At 37.7% G+C, this 19,389-nt stretch carries 15 protein-coding genes and 1 pseudogene; 11 read left to right on the forward strand and 5 right to left on the reverse strand.

The features are described from left to right. Nucleotides 1-27: 27 nt before the first annotated feature. The 4 genes from AB3I42_RS13480 to AB3I42_RS13495 form a co-directional block, all read right to left on the reverse strand. Nucleotides 28-498: a glutathione peroxidase gene (locus tag AB3I42_RS13480; protein ID WP_034699391.1), complete on the reverse strand. Its 471-nt coding sequence runs from the start codon at nt 496-498 to the stop codon at nt 28-30. Nucleotides 499-716: 218 nt separating this feature from the next. Next, nucleotides 717-1,175, reverse strand: a complete 459-nt coding sequence (locus AB3I42_RS13485; RefSeq protein ID WP_010720211.1) for an S-ribosylhomocysteine lyase — start codon at nt 1,173-1,175, stop codon at nt 717-719. Between the two features lie 163 nt (nt 1,176-1,338). Then, the gene (locus tag AB3I42_RS13490; protein ID WP_010738551.1) at nt 1,339-2,487 is read right to left on the reverse strand and encodes a cystathionine gamma-synthase; all 1,149 of its coding nucleotides are present in this window, start codon (nt 2,485-2,487) and stop codon (nt 1,339-1,341) included. A 55-nt stretch (nt 2,488-2,542) separates the two neighbouring features. Further along, a complete protein-coding gene (locus AB3I42_RS13495) occupies nt 2,543-3,460 on the reverse strand; it encodes a PLP-dependent cysteine synthase family protein (RefSeq protein WP_010738550.1) in 918 nt (305 codons plus the stop codon). A gap of 357 nt (nt 3,461-3,817) precedes the next feature. Between AB3I42_RS13495 and efp the strand changes: the two genes are divergently transcribed. Further along, nucleotides 3,818-4,381 (forward strand): elongation factor P, encoded by a 564-nt coding sequence (gene efp, locus AB3I42_RS13500; protein ID WP_010720208.1) that lies wholly within the window; start codon nt 3,818-3,820, stop codon nt 4,379-4,381. 53 nt (nt 4,382-4,434) lie between these two features. On the opposite strand, the gene AB3I42_RS13505 is transcribed toward efp, so the two are convergent. Next, nucleotides 4,435-5,925, reverse strand: a complete 1,491-nt coding sequence (locus AB3I42_RS13505) for a helix-turn-helix domain-containing protein (RefSeq protein WP_081123472.1) — start codon at nt 5,923-5,925, stop codon at nt 4,435-4,437. 354 nt (nt 5,926-6,279) lie between these two features. Here AB3I42_RS13505 and AB3I42_RS13510 point away from each other — a divergent pair, with 354 nt between their 5' ends. The 10 genes and pseudogenes from AB3I42_RS13510 (at nt 6,280) to dapD (ending at nt 19,389) form a co-directional block, all read left to right on the forward strand. Continuing rightward, entirely contained in the window at nt 6,280-9,786 is a 3,507-nt protein-coding gene (locus AB3I42_RS13510) for a SpaA isopeptide-forming pilin-related protein (protein WP_368022558.1), read from the forward strand. Next, entirely contained in the window at nt 9,786-11,195 is a 1,410-nt protein-coding gene (locus AB3I42_RS13515) for a SpaH/EbpB family LPXTG-anchored major pilin (protein WP_034866076.1), read from the forward strand. Before AB3I42_RS13510 ends, AB3I42_RS13515 begins: the two co-directional genes overlap by 1 nt. After that, nucleotides 11,192-13,069, forward strand: coding sequence for a SpaH/EbpB family LPXTG-anchored major pilin (locus AB3I42_RS13520; RefSeq protein ID WP_010738546.1), 1,878 nt, complete (start codon nt 11,192-11,194; stop codon nt 13,067-13,069). The genes AB3I42_RS13515 and AB3I42_RS13520 overlap by 4 nt, the downstream gene beginning before the upstream one ends. Before the next feature lie 33 nt (nt 13,070-13,102). Further along, a complete protein-coding gene (locus AB3I42_RS13525) occupies nt 13,103-13,930 on the forward strand; it encodes a class C sortase (RefSeq protein WP_306690696.1) in 828 nt (275 codons plus the stop codon). A 98-nt stretch (nt 13,931-14,028) separates the two neighbouring features. Then, nucleotides 14,029-14,676, forward strand: a complete 648-nt coding sequence (locus tag AB3I42_RS13530; RefSeq protein WP_025480259.1) for a hemolysin III family protein — start codon at nt 14,029-14,031, stop codon at nt 14,674-14,676. A gap of 374 nt (nt 14,677-15,050) precedes the next feature. Beyond that, nucleotides 15,051-16,298 (forward strand): diaminopimelate decarboxylase, encoded by a 1,248-nt coding sequence (gene lysA, locus AB3I42_RS13535; RefSeq protein WP_010738544.1) that lies wholly within the window; start codon nt 15,051-15,053, stop codon nt 16,296-16,298. After that, nucleotides 16,295-17,101 carry a diaminopimelate epimerase gene (dapF, locus tag AB3I42_RS13540; protein WP_368022559.1) on the forward strand — a complete coding sequence of 269 codons (807 nt, stop codon included), beginning with the start codon at nt 16,295-16,297 and terminating at the stop codon, nt 17,099-17,101. The genes lysA and dapF overlap by 4 nt, the downstream gene beginning before the upstream one ends. Beyond that, nucleotides 17,094-17,975: pseudogene (gene dapA / locus AB3I42_RS13545) on the forward strand (4-hydroxy-tetrahydrodipicolinate synthase). The gene dapF and the pseudogene dapA overlap by 8 nt, the downstream one beginning before the upstream one ends. Continuing rightward, on the forward strand, nt 17,972-18,679 hold the full coding sequence (dapB, locus tag AB3I42_RS13550; protein WP_010738541.1) for a 4-hydroxy-tetrahydrodipicolinate reductase: 708 nt from the start codon (nt 17,972-17,974) through the stop codon (nt 18,677-18,679). Before dapA ends, dapB begins: the two are co-directional and overlap by 4 nt. Nucleotides 18,680-18,693: 14 nt before the next feature. Next, on the forward strand, nt 18,694-19,389 hold the full coding sequence (dapD, locus tag AB3I42_RS13555) for a 2,3,4,5-tetrahydropyridine-2,6-dicarboxylate N-acetyltransferase (protein ID WP_081129630.1): 696 nt from the start codon (nt 18,694-18,696) through the stop codon (nt 19,387-19,389).

Raw genomic sequence — 19,389 nt, forward strand, 5'->3', positions numbered from 1 at the left:
ATTCATCTGCTTTTTTGTTATTCAATATTATAAAACAGCTTCAATCGCACTGGTCATTTTCATAGGTGTCGTTTGTGGAGCAAAACGTTCAACGACATTCCCCTCTTTATCAATCAAAAATTTAGTAAAATTCCATTTGATAGCATTTGATAATGTGCCGGGGGCTTGTTTTTTTAGATAGTCGAAAAGAGGGTCTGCTTTTGGACCGTTGATATCAATGATTTGATGCATTGGAAAAGTAACGCCATAGGTATTTCGACAGGCTTGAGCGGCATCGCTGGCAGAAGCAACTTCTTGTTTGAATTGGTTAGAAGGAAACCCTAATATAATTAATCCTTGAGATTGATAACGCTCATAAAGTTCTTCTAATTGCTCGAATTGCGGAGCTAACCCACATTTCGTTGCGGTATTCACGATTATCATCGGTTGATTCTTGTACTTATCTAATGAATAAGAGGTTCCATCTTCTAAAGTAACCGTAAAATTATAAATACTCATCATCTTTCCTCCTCAGGATAGTTTAAAAGCTCCAAACATCAAACAAAATCATTTGTTTTCGTTTAGAGCTTAGCTAAAAATTATCTTCTACTGATAAATATGGTTATTTTGTAACTATTTGTCAAAAGTTTCGCTTATCGCTTATAAGGAAACGATTGGTTATAGAACATTGAAATGACATATCTGAGAATATATGGATTTCTCAATAGCTGTGTCAATTATGCTTCTACTTGAGACCATTCATCACGTTTTTCTAAGAATTCACGAGCGAGTGCTTGCGCACCTTCCAATGTATGGCTAGCTGCCCAGCCACATTGCGTCTCGTTGCTTGCAGGGACTTCCGTCGCTTCAAGTACATCTTTCATTGTTTGTTCTAAAACATCTAAAATATCTTCGTAACTTTCATGGTTCAAAACAGTTAAGTAAAAACCTGTTTGGCAACCCATTGGTGACCAGTCAACAATATAATCAGCATGGTTACGAATCAATTCTGCAGTTAAATGCTCTAAAGAATGTAAACTTGGCATATCCATATGCTCTTTATTAGGTTGTTTGAAGCGAACATCATATTTGATAATGACATCGCCGTGTTCCCCAGTTTTTTTATCAGCTACTCTGATATAAGGTGCTTTTACTTTTGTGTGATCAAGATTAAAACTTTCTACGTTCATTTTCATGACTTAAGGCTCCTAACTATTGGTAATCATTTTTGTTTATCGGAATCAAGTACACATCTACTAGAAGAAACTTCGATAAACACAGTGCTTCCAATTAGATTCTAACACTTATTGCTTTGTAGGTGTAGCAATCTGAAATGAAATTTATCTTTTCTCTCATTCGTTAATTTTCTTTTAATTGCTGAAATGCTTGAGTTAAATCCTCAATAAGGTCATCCTCATACTCAATTCCCACGGATAAGCGGATCAATCCATCTTTGATACCTGCTTTTTCCCTTTTTTCTTTAGGAACGGAAGCATGAGTCATCACTGCGGGAAGTTCGACTAAACTTTCCACACCACCTAAGCTTTCTGCCAAAATAAACAATCGGAGAGATTCAACGAAAGGAATCGCAGCCTGTTCATTTTTTAGTGTAAAAGAAACCATGCCACTATAACCACTCATTTGTGCTTGCGCAATTTCATGATTTTTATGAGTGACTAAACCAGGATAAAAGACTTGTTCAACTTCAGGGCGTTCGTTTAAGAAGTGTGCGACCGCAAAAGCATTTTTTTGATGTTCTGCCATTCGTACACTTAATGTTTTGATTCCTCTTTGAAGTAGCCAGCTGTCTTGTGGCCCTAATACACCGCCAATGGCATTTTGATAATAGCCGATAGCATCCGCTAAGGTTTCATTATTTGTAGTAACCAAACCTGCAACGAGATCACTGTGTCCTCCGAGATATTTTGTCCCGCTGTGTAAGACGATATCTGCCCCTAAGTCAAGTGGTCTCTGGAAATAAGGGGTGGCAAAAGTATTATCAACAATTGTTATCAGTTGGTGTTTTTTTGCTAGTTGACTATTTTTTTGGAGATCAGTGATTTTTAATAACGGGTTACTTGGAGTTTCTAAATAAAGTGCTTTTGTATTGGGTTGAATGGCTTGCTCTACTTGTGCCAAATCACTCGTATCGACAATTGTATATTCCAGACCACTTTTGGTTAGGACTTGATCAAAGAGTCGAAAAGTACCACCATAAACATCATCGCCTAATAAAATGTGGTCTCCTGATTGAAAAAGAGAGAAGACTGCATGAATACCGGCTAATCCAGAGGCAAAAGCAAATCCTTTGATTCCACCTTCCAACTCAGCAATCAATTCTTCAAGGGCAAAACGTGTGGGATTCCCAGAACGAGAATATTCATATTGCTTGGGATTTCCCACGCTATTTTGTCGATAAGTGGATGTTTGATAGATCGGAACACTAACTGCTCCAGTAGTAGGGTCTTCACTGATTCCGCCATGTATTAGTTTTGTTTGAATATGCATTATTTGTTCCTCCTAATTTTTTATATCTGTATTTCGGTCAAAACGACTATTTGTTTTATGAATAGATTCCTTTTGATAAATAACGGTCTGCTCCATCTGGGAAAATAGTTACCACTGAACTTCCTAAAGGTAATCGTTGGACTTCATGTAAGGCTGCCGCAAAAGCAGCGCCGCTAGAACTACCAACTAATAGACCTTGTTGCTTGGCTAGTTGCTTTGTGTAAGCAAAGCCTTCTTGATCAGAAATCATTTCAAACCCATCTATGGTGATTCCAGAAAGAAATGGTGGGGTAAATTCAACGCCAATTCCCTCGATCTTGTGACTATGAGCAGTACCACCATTCAAAATTGAGCCTTCTGGTTCGACACCAATTAAACGAATGTCTGCATTTTGTTCCTTTAAATATTTAGCGGTGCCCGCAAACGTACCGCCACTACCAATCCCCGCTACAAAGCTAGTGATTGGTTCGGTAAGTTCTCGACTGATTTCTGGACCAATCGTCTGATAATAGGCCATGGGATTTGCCCAATTCTCAAATTGCATTGGTAGAAAGCTGTGAGGAATAGTTTTTGCTAATTCTTTACTTTTTTCAATCGCACCAACGATGCCGAGTTCACTTGGTGTATGGATGATTATTGCGCCTAATGCTTTCATCACTTGTTGTTTTTCCATACTGAATTTTTCAGGAACGACAAAGATTGTTTTGATAGAATAACTTAAAGCAGTTAATGCTAAACCAATTCCAGTATTACCAGCAGTAGGTTCAATAATTGTTGTCTCTTTTGTGATCTGTCCGGTTTGAATCCCTTGTTGGATCAGATAATGACCGAGTCGATCTTTGATACTTCCGCCGGGGTTCAGATACTCTAATTTTGCATAAATAGCTGAATGTTGGGGCATAGGATAATCTTTAGCAGTAAATTTAAAAAACGGGGTGGAACCAATTGCTTCGGTGATTGTTGTAATGATCATAATTCCCTCCTAAAAAAATAGAATATAAAAAGGAGCTGACTATTAAATCAGCTCCTTGAAAAAATCATGAAATAAGTATTGGAAAACGGAAGAAGGCAATACCAATTTATGAAGGGCTATTAATAGACATGACAAATCGTATGCTGCTTTTATGCACCATACAACAACAAATATTCATTTGTTTTGATTTGCTGTTTGTCATGTGAAGTCCCTCCAAAAATGAATTTCATTAAAAATAGCATGATTAAACGAGAAAGTCAAAGAGTAAAACTTAAAAATAGATAATTCCCTAGTTTTCTAAGCGGTTGTCTGATACAATAAAGTTGATTATGATTAAGTTAAGAAGGAGCAAAAATAATGATCTCAGCAAGTGATTTAAGAGCCGGTATGACATTTGTTCAAGACGGTAAATTAATTAAAGTTTTAGACGCAAGCCACCACAAACCTGGTAAAGGAAACACTGTGATGCGTATGAAACTAAAAGATGTTCGTTCAGGAGCAACATATGACACAACTTTCCGACCAGAAGAAAAGTTTGAAAAAGCACATATTGATACGAAACCAGTACAATATTTATATACAATGGACGACACAGCATTCTTTATGGATCTTGAAACATATGAACAATATGAAATTCCAGTAGAGACTGTAGAAGAAGAAATGAAATATATTTTAGAAAATATGGAAGTAAAAATTCAATTCTTCGGCAGCGAAGTGATTGGTGTTCAACTTCCAACAACGGTTGTTTTGCGTGTTGTTGAAACACAACCTTCAATTAAAGGAGCAACCGTGACTGGTTCTGGTAAACCAGCTACAATGGAAACAGGTTTAGTCGTTAACGTTCCAGACTTCATCGAAACAGATGAACTACTTGAAATCAATACAACAGAAGGCACATACGTAAAACGTGCATCAAAATAACAATAAAGGCTTTTGTTCAAGATCCAGTAGGATACTTGAGCAAAAGCCTTTATTTATAGCTGTTTTTTTAATTTTTCATGGTGGGCATGTGAAAGTCGTTGATACAATGCCGTTTCAAAATCATTGTAACGACAAAAATCAATGACCGCATATTTTGCTGGGTCTAGCTCTGGAGGAATAAGCAAGGGTGAACCAATAATATAAAAATCATACTGTTTCGTGAGTGGCAGATGGGCTTTTTCAATCTCGATAAAAGGAATCTTTTCACCTAGATTAAATATCTCATAAGTGATCAAGTATTCTGAAACGTTGATAAAGCCAACTTTCAATTTATAGTCTTCTTCTAGCTTGGTATAATACGGATAAAGTAAACAAGCTTGGATGAAAGCTAATTCACTACTACAATTTTTTAACCAAAGGAAGTTTTTACGATTCGCAATCTTTTTCCAATAACTTTCGATTTTAGTAGCTAAAATTTGGATCATAGGATATTTCTTTTGGATATACGTAGAAATAAAAAAGGTTGTTAAAGGGATTTTTTGTTTGAATACAGTAAAATTCAACAATGAAAGGTAGATATTCGCATGAAGGGAAGGCTCTTCATGAAAGTTGAAATTACTAATATATTTTTGACAATGCGTTTCAAACTCTTCCAAGACTTTTTTTAAATGGTTGTTCGCCTGCAGATAAGAATGTTCCACGATTGGTAATTGGACATCTGATTTGGAATTTAGAAAAGGCCAATAATAGAACAAATAAAAAAGGGAATTGATTTCTAAAATATCGAGCTTCAAATTAGCAAGTTGAAAGAAATCATAAAAAAATTCAAGATCTGTTCCACTAGGGATAAAAGAAGTGGGAGTTAATTCATAAATATCAGTGAAATGACCCTCTTTAATTCGTAAAAGATTGATTTTACAATGGAGCATAGCTTGCTTCTTGCCGATTGCATATTTATCTTTCAGGTGTTCCGCTTCGTATAACTCAAATAGTGCTTTTAAATCATCGCTAAAATAGAGATCATCTAGACTTTCACCTAATGAAACAAACCAAAAAAAGTTAAAAAACATAATCCGGATCAGCATTTCCGAACCTGTTAGTGTTAAGTTCGTTAAGTTCAAAGTGATATGATAGTCTTTAAAATACTGCGCTAATTTTTTGGTTTGGCGAAAACAAGTGGAACGGCTAATATAGTTGCGTTGACAAAAAGAAGCAAGATCTTCATCTTGCTTCTTGATGATACTAAGCAATAACTGATAAGGGATACTTTGTGTGGTTAAAAAATTTTGATATTGATTGTAATGGATCATTCTTTCACGAATGATCAACTTATTTTTAGCCGTTAATAATTGTTTATTACTTATCTTTTCCAAGTCTTCTTGAATAGAAACAAGGATTTTTTTTAGTTTAACCATACTGATTGTTGTTTCTAAGTTTTCTCTTAGGTTATCGATCAAGTGCTCTCCTGGAGATAACGTCAATAGTTGACCATAAACAGCTAATTTTCCTCGCGAATGATCATCTAACAATAATTGCTCGATCAATAAATCACCATCTTTTCTAATTTAGTATTATTATTATTAACTCATTTTTATCATCTTGTAAATATGTATCTCAGATTTTTATATTTTTTCAGTAATTGTAGAAATGAGAAGAAAGTCAGTGTTTCAAAACCAAGTCTATTCGATCAGTTATTTTGAAAATATAAACTATATCATTATATAAAAATAACAGAAAGTTTATAGATATATTTTTTACTTACATATCTTCTATAGATTTAATATAACTAAAAAAACCACTTAAAAATTGAATGAGAATAAAAAGAGAAAAAATAGAGGTTTTTTCTCTTTTTTTATATTATCTAACTGAATTTTAAATAATTTTTAAGGAGGATATCTATGAGAAAGAAACAATTATTCTTTTTGTTAGGGGCTTTAGGAATCATTGTTGTACTCAATTTTTTCTTTCAGAATAGGAAACTTGTCGAAGCAAGTAATGAGGCTACTATGGAAATAATGGCTAATGAATATGGCCAAGTCCAAGCTCATCAATCTGCGGAACAATTGACCGTCGAATTAGGGCTTTCTGAGAATGACCAAGGACATAGATACTTGGTACGGGTTATTGATTCAGAAACAAAAGAAATGCTTCTACCAATTCCAACAACTGAATATACGGAATACCTTAATGAAACTAGTGGAAAATGGCTCACAACTAGCCAATTTTTCAAGCAAGAGTATCACGAGAAGTGGATTTTTGCAGGCATCAAGCAGAATCAGTCAGTTGACGTAGAAGTTTTAGTGGAACAACAAACGGCAGAAAATGAGCAAGGAAAAGCACTCACCCCGATTGTGAAGGAATCATTTAAGTTTCTGGAAAATAATACATTAGAGCAACAAAGTAGTAAGGAGTCTTCGCTGGAAACAACGGAGCAATCGACTAAATCTAACGAAGCAGACACAAAGGAATCAACAGAAAGAGGAAATGAAGAACAGCAAGCAAAGGAACAAGATCTTGAAGAAGAGACAAAAGAAGAGGTTGTACGTCCGTTTGAATTTCCCGCTCTCTTTTCTGCTGGAAATAATAAACAAACTGTCACACCTATCGTACCAAATTATACCAACGATTCTACTGGGGTCTACCCACAAGCAGCGTGGCAGCCGACAGGAAACGAAACGGTTCTCAATTATCAAGGAAATCAAAATGGTCAGTGGGATGGTGTGACGTCATGGAATGGCGACCCATCTAATCGGTCAAATTCTTATATTGAATACGGGGGAACAGGAGAAGAATCCTCTTATGCTATTCGCAAATATGCACGAGAAACGACTACACCAGGATTATACGATGTTTTTTTAAATGTACGTGGGAACGTTCAAAAAGAGTTTTCGCCTGTAGACGTTGTATTAGTAGTCGATTGGTCAGGCAGTATGAATGAAGACAATCGTTTGGCAGAAGTGAAACGAGGGGTCAATAGTTTTGTAGATACCCTTGATCATAGTGGTATAGCTGAAAAAATCAATCTTGGCTATATTGGGTATTCTAGTGTGGGTTATAACAACGGTTCAATCCCACTAAGTTCATTCAATTCTGTAAAAAATAAGATTAAAGCGATCACACCTTCAACGACACAAGGGGGAACCTTTACTCAAAAAGCGTTGAGAGAAGCTGGTGAGATGTTGGCTGAACAAAATAATCATGAAAAAGTGATTGTTTTATTAACGGATGGTGTGCCAACCTACTCCTATCACGTGAACAAAGTGTTTACAGAACAAGATGGTAGTTATTATGGAAGTGAATTTAGCGATGTACGAGAAGGAGCCGGAAATACTTCTCTTTTAAGTAGATATTACAATGTTCCAGATCAAAACAATCGAGAGAAGGAAATTCGGAGTACGTTTATAGCGACGATTGGCGAAGCATTAGCGCTGAAAGAACGAGGAATCAAGATCCATGGCTTAGGAATCCAATTGCAATCAGATATTCCAGCAGGCTTATCAAAAGCTGATGTGGAAACAAATATGAAGAAAATGGTATCAACGGATGAATCTGGTCAATTCTATTACGAATCGGCTGATCGCGCCACAGATATTTCTGATTATTTAGCGAAAAAAGCGGTCCATATTGCTGGAACCATCAGTAATGGAAAAGTGATTGATCCGATTGCTCAACCCTTTGTTTACGAAGAAAATACTCTCACGATCAAAGATGTAGGGAAAAATGCTGTCGCAGTAATGCCTACGATTGGTATTTCTGGTTCAACGATCCAAAGCAATCAACTATATTTAGGGAAAGATCAGGAAATCCAAATCCATTATCAGGTACGAATCCAAACTGAAAGTAAAACGTTTAAACCCGATGTATGGTACCAAATGAATGAAAAAACAACCTTGCAACCGACGGCGGATGCTTCAACAATTGTTGAATTTGGCGTTCCTTCCGCAAAAGCACCAGGCGTAACATTGTCTTTCACAAAAGAATGGGAAGAATATGATCATGATACTAGCCTACGACCAGATCACATCACTTATGAAATAAAACGAACACCAACAACAGATAAAAATAGTTGGCAAACTGGATTTGTCCAGTTAAATAAACCAACTAATGATACCGAGGGAACTTGGAGACGTGAAGACATCAAGTTACTCTCAGCAAGTAATGGCGCTGACTATCATGAAAACATGATGTTGCCAAAATTTAATAACCAAGGACAAGCGTTTAACTATCAAGCAAGTAACGAAATGACCGTTGAAGGTTATGAGGCTGCTAAAGTCAACGATACGACTTGGAAAAATACTAAAAAGTTTACACCATTTGATTTGAACATCACCAAACATTCTTCATCTGGAGCAAAAAATCTTGTAGGAGCAGTTTTCGAATTAACTGGTCAATCTAAAACGATCCGCTTGATCGATAACAAAGATGGCAGTTATCACTTGCCTGCTGATGTTCGATTAATGAAAGGGGAAACCTATACGCTTACAGAGGTACAGGCACCAGACGGACATGAACTTGCTCAAAAAAACACTTGGAAGATTGCGGTATCAGCCGAAGGAAAGGTAACGATCGACGGACAATCCGCAAAAATCGAGGAACAGGCGATTCTTCTAACGATCGAAAATCCTTTCAAAAAAATTCCTTTGGCGATTCACAAATATACGCTTCATGGGTCAGAAAAAGTCCACTTAGCAGGTGCTACTTTTGAATTACAGAAAAAAGATGCTGCTGATAGTTATCGAACAGTAGCGACAAAAGTATCGGAACTAACGGGACTGGCTCAATTTACAGTAGAGGAACCAGGAGAATATCGAATGGTAGAGAGGAAAGGACCCGTTGGCTATGATACGATTGCCGGGAATTATGAATGGACGATTGATCAATATGGCACGTTCCACTATGAACATGAAAATGTTGAGGTAGATCCGCAGTGGACATTACAGCATCAAAACCATCTCAAACCTTTTAATCTTACGGTCTATAAAAAACAAGATAACGGGCAATCATTAAAAGGGGCTAGCTTTAAACTAGAGGGAGAAGGGTCAAGTGTCGAACTACCTCAAGCAGGTGAATCAACGGATACATTTACATTTGAAAACCTTCAACCTGGTTCTTACACGTTAACAGAAACCAAAACACCAGATGGGTATCAAGGATTGAAAAAGCCAGTCTTGATCGTTGTGAAGGAAGATGGAACAGTGACCGTGGATGGGTCCAAACAAGAAAGTGGATTAGTAGCTGGAGCCGAAAATAATCAAATTACGTTAACGATTACCAATCAAGTCAAAGTTCCTTTACCTGAGACTGGCGGAATGGGTCGTATCTGGTTCTATTTAGCTGGTTTCCTTGCGATAAGCAGCACATGTTTCGTTGCCTTTTTCAAAAAACAAAGAAAGGGCGTGGCGTAATGAAAAAAAGAATCTGGTATATCTTGTTCCTCATTCCGCTGTTGTTGACGATTGGATCGCAAAGAAGTGCGGCTCAAAATATTCCGAACCAATCTTCGAATGAGCAGGTACAGATTATCTTGCATAAACTTCTGTTTACGGAAGGGAATTTACCTGATCCACAAAAAAATACGGGTGAAGAGCAAGTATTCTTCCAAGAAGCTCAGGGGCTAAATGAGGTGAGTTTTTCGGTTTATGATGTCACAGCTTCTTTCTATCAATTGAGAGAACAAGGGATCGATGTCACAACAGCGCAACAACAGTTAGCAAAAAAGGGACAAGAGATCGGAACGTTTGTAACAGAACAAATCACCAAAACCGTTGGTAACGAAGCTGGTATCGCTCAATTTCAATTACCAAAGCAAGATGCACAAGGAAGAGATCAAGTGTATCTTTTTCAAGAAACGAAGACACCAGTAAACGTCAAAGAAAAATCAGCCAATTTAGTTGTGGTACTCCCAATTAATAATGAGCAAGGTCAAGAATTGAAGACGATTCATTTATATCCTAAGAACGAAGAAACGACTCCACTTTCTTTTTTGGAAAAAAAGATCCAAGGAGATTCCAGTGTTTCGTTTGGTGAAATCGTCACTTATACAGTAGATACCATTGTTTCTGACTGTCAAAGCTATCAACTCATTGATGAAGCTGATGATCATTTGTTCTTCTTACCTGATACATGGAAACTTAAAATTGGCGGACAAGAAATACATTCCGGGTATAAGATGGTTTCTCATCAAAATGGCTTTGAATTGACATTGGCCAAAGAGACACTCCAAAAAATGGTTGGACAACCACTTTCGATTACCTATCAGATGCAAGTATCAGCGACAGCAATTCCAGACGAGGAATTGAAGAATAACGTCACGGTCACTACAGAACGTGAGTACCTCCAACGATCAACTGCCATCCGTACGGGAGGAAAGCATTTTTTGAAAATTGATAGTCGAAATCAAAGACCTCTACAAGGCGCTGTATTTCTAGTAAGAAATCAAAGAGGTAAATACCTTCATCAAACGAAGGAAGGCGTTACTTGGCGAATGAGTAGTGAAGGAGCGTATAGACTAACTTCCGACCAATCAGGGAATTTTTCAGTTCGAGGGTTGACCGACGGGAATTATTACCTTGAAGAGATCCAGTCACCGAAAGGTTATATCAAAAGTGAAGAGCTAATTCCTTTTGTAGTTGAAAAAAATTCGTTTCAGCAAAACGGACAACAGGCGGATCCTTTGAAGGTAAAGAATCGTAAAGCAGATTTCGGTTTGCTGCCTAAAACAAATGAAAAAAATAGCCAGTTTTATGTCATCGTTGGGCTAATACTAGTTAGTATCAGTCTGTGGAAATGGAGAAAGAAAGGTGAAAATAAATGAAAAAAGAGTGGAAAGCAATCGACATTTGTTGGGGAATATTATTCGTGTTATCAGCTGTTTTAGGTAGCTGGGTAGGGCAATCGCCTGTCTTTGCAGCTACCGATCAAGAAGTTGCACAAGTGATCTTGCATAAAAAAAAAGCACTTTCTTTACCCAATGTTATTCAAAACAGTGGGAAAGAGATGACAGAGTTTGACCAATATCAAGGTCTAGGAGATGTATCATTTACTGTTTATAATGTAACGAATCAATTTTATGAACAACGAAATAATGGTAAATCAGTCGAAGAAGCGCAACAAGCAGTTCAAGAGCTGACTCCTGGAGAACCTATCACGTCGGGAACGACAGATGCACAAGGAAGCGTAACGCTGGAATTGCCAAAATCTCAAAACGGAAAAGATGCGGTTTATGTCATCAAAGAAGAACCGAAAGCAGGGGTAGTCGCAGCTGGCAATATGGTATTGGCTTTTCCTGTTTATGAAATGATCAAACAACCAGACGGCTCTTATCAGTATGGTACAGAAGAATTAGACACGATTCATTTATATCCTAAAAATCTTGTTTCTAATAATGGGGTATTGCAAGTCAAAAAAGTGGGGACAGCCGAAAATGAACCATTGAATGGCGCAGTCTTTAACATTTCAAAAACCGAAGGAGCAGTAAAAAAATACCTTCATAGTGTGAAAGACGGGCTTTATACTTGGACAACTGATCAAACCGCTGCTAAATCTTTTTTGACTGGGAAAACGTATCATATCGGGACAGCTGACTTCATTGAAGAAAACAGTGAAAAAGGTCAGATGGAAATTTACGGGTTAGAAGTTGGCCACTACCTTTTGGAAGAAGTGAAGGCACCAGATAACGCCGCATTGATTGAGAGTCAAACGAAAACAGCATTTGAAATTACCGAAAATAATCAAACGCCTGTCGAAAAAACGATTAAAAATGATACATCAAAAGTTGAAAAAAGTACGCCAAAATTAAATGGCAAAGATGTAGCAATTGGCGAAATGATCCAGTATGAAATCAAGGTCAATCTTCCCGAAGGAATTGCTGATAAAGAAGGTTCAATGAACAAATACACGAAATTCAATTTAATCGATCAACACGATGCAGCATTGACTTTTCATCATGCAGTCAATGGCACCAATGGCTATGCACTTTACGATGGAGAAACAACAATCGATCCAAGTCATTATACAGTGATTGAGCAAGAAAATGGCTTTACGGTGGCAGTTGATCCAGCGTACATTCCTTCTTTAACGCCTGGAGGAACATTGAAATTTATTTATTATATGTATTTGAATGACCAAGCAAATCCAACTACAGGATACCAAAATGAAGCAAATGTAGAAAACGACTATACGAAAGACCAAACACCACCAACTGTTGAAGTAGTTACAGGTGGTAAGCAGTTTATCAAAGTTGATGGAGCGGTTTCGACAAACCAACCGTTAGCAGGTGCTAGCTTTGTCGTTCGAGACCAAGATTCAAGTGAGGCGAACTATTTGTTGATTGATCCTCAAACGAAAGCCGTTAATTGGACGAAAGAGCAAGGAAAAGCGACTGTTTTTACTACTGAAAAAGATGGGTTGATTACCATCATTGGATTAGCTTATGGAACCTACTATTTAGAAGAAATCAAGGCACCAGAAAATTATGTACAGTTGACTAACCGCCTTTCATTTGTAGTCGATGAACAATCTTATCATTTGTCTGGACAAGTCATTTCACCAGAAAAGGTACCAAACAAGCATAAAGGAACATTACCTTCTACAGGTGGCAAAGGGATTTACCTTTACCTAACAATTGGTACAGTCTTATTAATCATGGGAATTGGTTATTTTGTAAAAGTAAAAAAATCCCATCAATAAAAGGAAAAACGAGTCAAAAAAGGATGACGATCAATGAGTAACAAAAAGCGGCGATATTTGGATAGTTTCATGACCTTGTTATTCATCACAGGAATCGTAATTTTTATGTATCCTTTTGTTAGTGATCGTATCAATGATTACCTGGATCAGCAAATCATTAGAAAATACCAACAACAAGCACAACAACAAAAGACAGAAGAGTTAGAGAAAATCCAACAAGAATATCTAGAAAAAAATCGAGAACTTGCAAAAAGTAATTCTTCCCCAGGCTCTGACCCATTCGCCGAAGAAGAACCGGAGAAGGTAACACAATCAACGATCCAAAAACATACCATTGGTGTGTTATCAATCCCGAAAATCAATGTGCGACTACCGATTTTTGACCAAACGACTTCTTTTTTTCTGGAAAAAGGTGCCTCTTTATTGGCAGAAACCTCTTATCCAGTTGGGGGTGAAAGTACTCATGCCGTTCTTTCTAGTCATCGTGGATTACCCAAAGCCAAACTATTTACGGATTTAGATCAACTAGAGAAAAACGATTTGTTTTTTATCGAAAGTCAGAATGGTAAATTAGCGTATCAAGTGGATCAAATCAAAATTATTGAGCCTACAGATCTTGATGATCTGATGATTGAAAAAGGGCAGGATTTAGTTACATTATTAACATGTACCCCTTATATGGTCAATAGTCACCGGTTGCTGGTACGAGGACACCGTATTCCCTATGAAGATCAAGACATTGAAAAAGAAGCCAAGAAAATTGATAGCCAAAAAAAACGATCTCTTTTGATTCTTGGATTCGTATTGATTGAATTGCTAGTGGTCGGGATAGTGTGTTTCATTTGCTATTTTAAACATTAAGTTTTAATATAGTTTTGAAAACTAGATGTAAAAGTCTTACAAACAGTATATAATAGGTTTATAAGAAGAAGGCATCAATGATTGGAGGAAATACAAAAATGGAAGTAGAATTTAGTCGGAAGTATCAAATAGTGAATGAAGTGTTGAATGCCGTCACCCATGGGATTGCAGCGTTTTTAAGTCTCATTTGTTTTGACTTGCTGATGGAACAAGCTCATTCAACCCTCGATTATGTTGCGTTTATCATTTATGGCAGTTCGCTGTTTTTGCTTTTTTTCAGTTCTACGTTGTTCCATAGCTTGATTTTTACAAAAGCAAAAAAAGTGTTTCAAATATTCGATCATTGTTCGATCTATTTACTGATTGCCGGGACCTATACGCCTTTTTGCCTGTTAATCGTTCAGGGACTTTCTGGTGTACTATTACTTAGTGTAATCTGGGCAACAGCAGTTATCGGGATCATTTACAAGTGTTTGACTTTAGCGAAAGCCAGTCAGGTTTCTAAAGTATCAACGATTATTTATAATGTGATGGGCTGGGGAATCGTGATTGTTTTACCAAAACTTTATCAAAACATCAATTTGACCGGTTTACTTTTATTGGTCGCTGGTGGGTTAGCTTACTCGATCGGCTCAATTTTTTATAGCATGAAAAGTAAGAGATTCACACATGTTATTTGGCACTTATTTGTGATGTTAGGTGCATCATTGATGTTTTTAGCCGTTTACTTTGGGTATGTGGTTTAAAAAAAATCAATTTAAGAATGAATTTTCTGATGAACAAAGGAATAGCTCTCCTTTTTACAACGAAGGATTAAATTAAAAAATACGTTTGGTTTCGATGGAATGATCGCAACCAAACGTATTTTTATTTGATGGAGTAGTTGCTTTCACTAGATTGTATGATTGAAATAGTGAGATTTATGAGCATATCCATTGTTTTTTAATCTTTTATTCGCTAGTTTTGTATTTATACAAAAAAATGTATGAATGCACTTTTTTTTATTAAATTTATGAATATAGTAGACAATCACTGAGAATTTGTTTAATATTATTCAAATAAAATTCAAATCTTAATGAGAGAAATTTTAAAAAACATTGCGGAAAAGAGGTAGTCTCGAATGTCAGAATTAATGATCGGTGAAATTCCTGTTAGTCAATTAGTAAAACAATATCAAACACCCCTTTATGTTTACGATGAGAAGCAAATGGTGGAGAACATCAAGGCATTTAAACAAGGATTTCAATCAGATCATTTTAAGACAAAGATTTTATATGCATCAAAAGCATTTCAGACCGTCGCCATGTTAAAACTGATTCAATCACAAGGATTAGGTTTAGATGTAGTTAGTGGTGGTGAGATTTATACAGCTGTGTGTGCTGACTTTCCAATGGAAGAGGTCTATTTTCATGGAAACAATAAAACACCTGCGGAAATCCGTTATGCTATTGAAAATGGACTTGTTCATTTTGTAGCGGATAATCTCATGGAAGTTGAATTGTTAGTCGCACTTAGCCAAGAATATCAAAAAGAACTCCAGGTAATGATCCGGTTGAATGTAGGGATCGAAGCACATACGCATGAATATGTCGTTACCGCTCATATTGATTCAAAATTTGGTCTACTCTATGAAAGTGAAGAGTGTCAAAAAGCGATCCAATTTATTCAGGGTAGTGAATTTTTACAGTTAGAAGGCTTTCATGCACATATTGGTTCGCAGATTTTTGAATTATCGGCCTGGATAGCAGAAATCCATAAACTGGTTGGTTATCTTAAAGATTTTGATGAAGTACTTTCGCTAAATCTTGGGGGAGGGTTCGGTATTCGTTATACCGAAAGTGATCAGCCATTACCCATTGAAGAATCTGTTCGAGAATTAGTACGTTTTACGGAAGAAGCTTTAAAAAAACAAGGATTAGTAATCAATGAATTGTTGATCGAACCCGGAAGAAGTATCGTTGGGGAAGCAGGAACGACGCTTTATACGGTAGGATTTATTAAGCAAACGCCAAATAAAAAATATTATTTTGTCGATGGGGGAATGACCGATAATATCCGTCCAGCACTCTATCAAGCGAGCTATCAATGTGATCTGGCAACCAAATTAAGGGAAAAGAAAACCGAAAAAGTCACGATCGCTGGGAAAATGTGTGAGTCAGGTGATGTGGTTATTCAAGAAGCTCTTTTGCCTATCGCTGAACCCGGAGATATATTAGCGGTATATGCCACAGGCGCTTATGGTTATTCAATGAGTAGCAACTATAACCGAGCTTTGACGCCTGCTGTGGTATTCGTCAACGGTGAAACTGCTCGATTAGTGGTACGTAGGCAAGAATATGAGGATTTATTGCGAGGTGAAGTTCAATGATCCTGCATAAATATAATGGTTGCGGCAATGATTTTATCTTAATGGACTATGAAGAAGGAATCGATTATCACCAATTAGCCAGCAAGTGGTGTGGACAGGATCGATTTGATACAGATGGGTTGATTGTCGTTCGAGAGCAACCTTTAACGATGCTTTATTTCAATAAAGATGGCAGTCAGGCGCCGATGTGTGGGAATGGGATTCGTTGTTTTGCTCGGCATATATGGGATAAAGCTATGGTAGAAACTTCACCTTTCGACGTACACACATTAGCGGGTGTGATTTCCATTGAAATTTTGACAGAAGAACCTTTTTATTGTACCGCTCAGATGGGACAACCCGATTATTCGACAGAAAAGTTAGCGGTCAATCAAACAGAACACATCGTGGATCAAATAGTATGTATTGGACAAGTGGATGTCCAGCTAACTAGTTTGTTTATGGGCACGATCCATACCGTTGTTTTTGTAGAGGATGCAAAAGCGCAACAAATGAAAGCGTTAGGGGAACAGATTTGTCACCATCCATTATTCTCAGAAAAAACCAATGTTAATTTTGTCCAACGAGTCAATGAACAGGAACTGATCGTACGCACGTATGAACGTGGTGTTGGTTGGACATTGGCTTGTGGTACTGGCTGTTGTGCGGCTTATGTTGTAGCTAGAGATCATGGATACTTAGCAAGTGCTAAGGCCATGATTCACTTAGAGCAAGGAGAGTTAATGATTACTGGGGAGACACAAATACAAATGACGGGACCAGCTGTTCATGAATGGTCACAAAAGGAGATGTCGTATGATTAAAGGTTCGATCGTTGCATTGATTACACCGATGAATGCGCTTGGCGAAATTGACTATCAAGGATTAGAGAAACTAATTGAGTTTCATCTTTCAGAAGGTACAGATGGCCTGTTAGTGTTAGGAACAACTGGGGAATCTTCGACGTTAACGCCAGAAGAAGAAGAGGAGATTCTACGTTTTACAGTAGCAAAAGTAAATAAAAGAATCCCAGTCATCGCAGGCGCAGGAACAAACGATACGAAAAAAACAATTGAAAGAGTCCAACGTTTAGCAGCGATTGGGGCGGATCAATTGTTAGTGATCACGCCTTATTATAATAAGACAAGTGATGCAGGTTTGTTGGCGCATTTTACTGCAATTGCTGACCAATCACCACGACCGATCATTTTATACAATGTACCATCTAGAACTGGAATGACGATCCCAATTCCAGTCCTGGAAAAATTAGCGACACATCCACAAATCAGCGGGATCAAAGAAGCATCAGGTGATCTTGCTTATGTGATGGCAGTTGGTCGTCTTTTGACAGACTCGTTTGTCCTTTATAGTGGCAACGATGATGCTATTTTGCCGATATTAAGTGTGGGTGGAAGTGGGGTTATCAGTGTTTGGGCCAATATCCAGCCTAGATTAGTCCATGAATTAGTCGCAACGTTTGAGCAAGGGAATCTTCGACGAGCGCAATAAATCCAATTAACTGCCTTACCATTGATCCATGCCTTGTTTAGTGAAACAAATCCGATCCCAATAAAAGCCGCAATGGAGATGATGGCTCTTCCTTCAGGTGTGTTACGGCTACCACTTGTTCCTCTGTCTGAGGACAAGCGAGGAGTATTACAGGAATTATTACCTATGAAAGGACGAGAACAGGTATGAAAATTGGTGTAGTCGGACATGGACGAATGGGCAAAAAAATCCAAGAAGTCATTGAATCTTATGAACATGAGGTCGTTTTTCCAAAGGTCTCCCTTAAAGAAGCGACTACTTTATCTTTTCCGAGTAATATCTCACTCCTTATTGATTTTTCTCACGCAGATAATTTGGAAAAAGTGCTAGATTATGGAGCAGCACACCAACTTCCAGTCGTGATCGGAACGACTGGCTATAGTGAGGAACAATTCCAGGCAATCGAAGCGTTTGGGCAACGTTTCCCCATTTTATACAGTGCGAACTTTTCTTTAGGGATTTTTGTCATGAATCAATTAGTGAAGCAGGCTGCTGAATTATTGAAAACATGGCAAATCGAATTGATTGAAAAACATCATGACCAAAAAAAAGATGCGCCTTCTGGAACGGCTCAATCACTACTCGCTAGTATGCAAGAAGTCCGTAAACTATCGCCTGTTTTCCAATGGAAAGATCAACCTAGAAAAACCGATGAAATCGGAGTACACAGTTTACGTATTGGTTCTCTACCTGGAGAGCACGAAGTTTTATTTGCATCTACGGATGAAGTATTATCAATCAAACATGAATCGTTTTCCAATCAGATTTTTGCAGAAGGAGCAGTAAGTGCAGCTTTTTGGTTAAGCAATCAACCAGCTGGATACTATCAATTAGCAGATACTTTAGGTGGATAAAGGAGAGAAAGCAAATGGACGCACAAGCAATTATACGTTTGATTCAAACAGCTGATAAAAAAACACCGGTTAAAGTGTATTTAAATGTCACTGAACCAATTAAATTTGAAAAGTGTAAAGTATTTGGTCAGGGGAATAGCCAAATTATTTTCGGTGATTACAAAGAAATCGCACCAATCCTCGCAAAAGAATCCGCTAAAATCATTGAGATCGAAATAGAAGAAACAGCTAGAAATAGTGCCATACCTCTGCTTGATTTAAAAGAAATCGATGCTCGGATCGAGCCAGGAGCAATTATTCGGGATCAAGTAACGATCGGTGATCATGCGGTCATCATGATGGGAGCGATCATCAATATCGGTGCGGAGATTGGGGAAAACTCGATGATCGACATGGGGGCAATCTTAGGCGGAAGAGCGATTGTCGGCAAAAATTGTCACATTGGTGCGGGGGCAGTGTTGGCGGGTTTGATCGAACCGGCTTCCGCTCAACCAGTGGTGGTTGAAGACGGTGTCTTGGTTGGTGCGAATGCTGTCATTGTTGAAGGTGTCCGTATTGGCAAAAATGCAGTCGTAGCGGCTGGAGCAGTTGTTTTAGAAGATGTAGCCGCTGATACCGTAGTGGGTGGAACACCTGCCCGAGTATTAAAAATCAAAGACGAACAAACGAGGGAAAACACCGCATTGATCGCTGCATTACGGGAATTATAG

Source organism: Enterococcus sp. C53 (assembly GCF_040887425.1).
GTDB classification, from domain to species: domain Bacteria; phylum Bacillota; class Bacilli; order Lactobacillales; family Enterococcaceae; genus Enterococcus_B; species Enterococcus_B hirae.

Bases quoted from the DNA above. Each gene is read 5' to 3' on its own strand.
- AB3I42_RS13480 (WP_034699391.1), bottom strand. From the start codon at position 498: ATGAGTATTTATAATTTTACGGTTACTTTAGAAGATGGAACCTCTTAT.
- AB3I42_RS13485 (WP_010720211.1), bottom strand. From the start codon at position 1,175: ATGAAAATGAACGTAGAAAGTTTTAATCTTGATCACACAAAAGTAAAA.
- AB3I42_RS13490 (WP_010738551.1), bottom strand. From the start codon at position 2,487: ATGCATATTCAAACAAAACTAATACATGGCGGAATCAGTGAAGACCCT.
- AB3I42_RS13495 (WP_010738550.1), bottom strand. From the start codon at position 3,460: ATGATCATTACAACAATCACCGAAGCAATTGGTTCCACCCCGTTTTTT.
- efp (WP_010720208.1), top strand. From the start codon at position 3,818: ATGATCTCAGCAAGTGATTTAAGAGCCGGTATGACATTTGTTCAAGAC.
- AB3I42_RS13510 (WP_368022558.1), top strand. From the start codon at position 6,280: ATGAGAAAGAAACAATTATTCTTTTTGTTAGGGGCTTTAGGAATCATT.
- AB3I42_RS13515 (WP_034866076.1), top strand. From the start codon at position 9,786: ATGAAAAAAAGAATCTGGTATATCTTGTTCCTCATTCCGCTGTTGTTG.
- AB3I42_RS13520 (WP_010738546.1), top strand. From the start codon at position 11,192: ATGAAAAAAGAGTGGAAAGCAATCGACATTTGTTGGGGAATATTATTC.
- AB3I42_RS13525 (WP_306690696.1), top strand. From the start codon at position 13,103: ATGAGTAACAAAAAGCGGCGATATTTGGATAGTTTCATGACCTTGTTA.
- AB3I42_RS13530 (WP_025480259.1), top strand. From the start codon at position 14,029: ATGGAAGTAGAATTTAGTCGGAAGTATCAAATAGTGAATGAAGTGTTG.
- lysA (WP_010738544.1), top strand. From the start codon at position 15,051: ATGTCAGAATTAATGATCGGTGAAATTCCTGTTAGTCAATTAGTAAAA.
- dapF (WP_368022559.1), top strand. From the start codon at position 16,295: ATGATCCTGCATAAATATAATGGTTGCGGCAATGATTTTATCTTAATG.
- dapB (WP_010738541.1), top strand. From the start codon at position 17,972: ATGAAAATTGGTGTAGTCGGACATGGACGAATGGGCAAAAAAATCCAA.
- dapD (WP_081129630.1), top strand. From the start codon at position 18,694: ATGGACGCACAAGCAATTATACGTTTGATTCAAACAGCTGATAAAAAA.